This window comes from Corallococcus sp. AB038B, assembly GCF_003668955.1.
GTDB classification, from domain to species: domain Bacteria; phylum Myxococcota; class Myxococcia; order Myxococcales; family Myxococcaceae; genus Corallococcus; species Corallococcus exiguus.
In genome coordinates this window covers 1-378 of record NZ_RAWO01000459.1, presented here as the reverse complement: position 1 = coordinate 378, position 378 = coordinate 1, and the positions used below count along the sequence as shown (strand labels likewise).

Genomic DNA, 378 nt, shown 5'->3' with positions numbered 1-378 from the left:
CATCGTGATGGACTCCGCGCCGACCGGGGACAGGGGGCGCAGGGAGAGGAAGGTGCTCACGAGCCGCCCCTCGCGGTCCTTCACCGTGCCCTCCAGCCTGGCACCCGTGAGCAGGCGCAGCTCCAGCGTCGTCTCGCCCGGTGCCATCTGCTGGCTCAGCGGCAGGTAGTCCGGATGGGAGAGCTCCAGACGCAAGGCCGCGCCCGATTCCAGGGGAGGCAGCACGAAGGCGCCATCGGCGGTGGTGCGCGCATGCGCCAGCGACTGCGCCTCCGGCTCCTCGTCCCCTGGTGACGCGGGGACGACGAGGTTCGCCTGCACTTCCACTCCGACGACCGGCGTGGACGTCACCGCGTCCAGCACCCGGCCGCGCAGCCG

1 pseudogene is annotated in these 378 nt (G+C 72.5%); it reads right to left on the bottom strand.

The features are described from left to right. A pseudogene (locus D7Y04_RS45020) lies at positions 1-378 on the bottom strand (hypothetical protein); the annotation flags it as partial.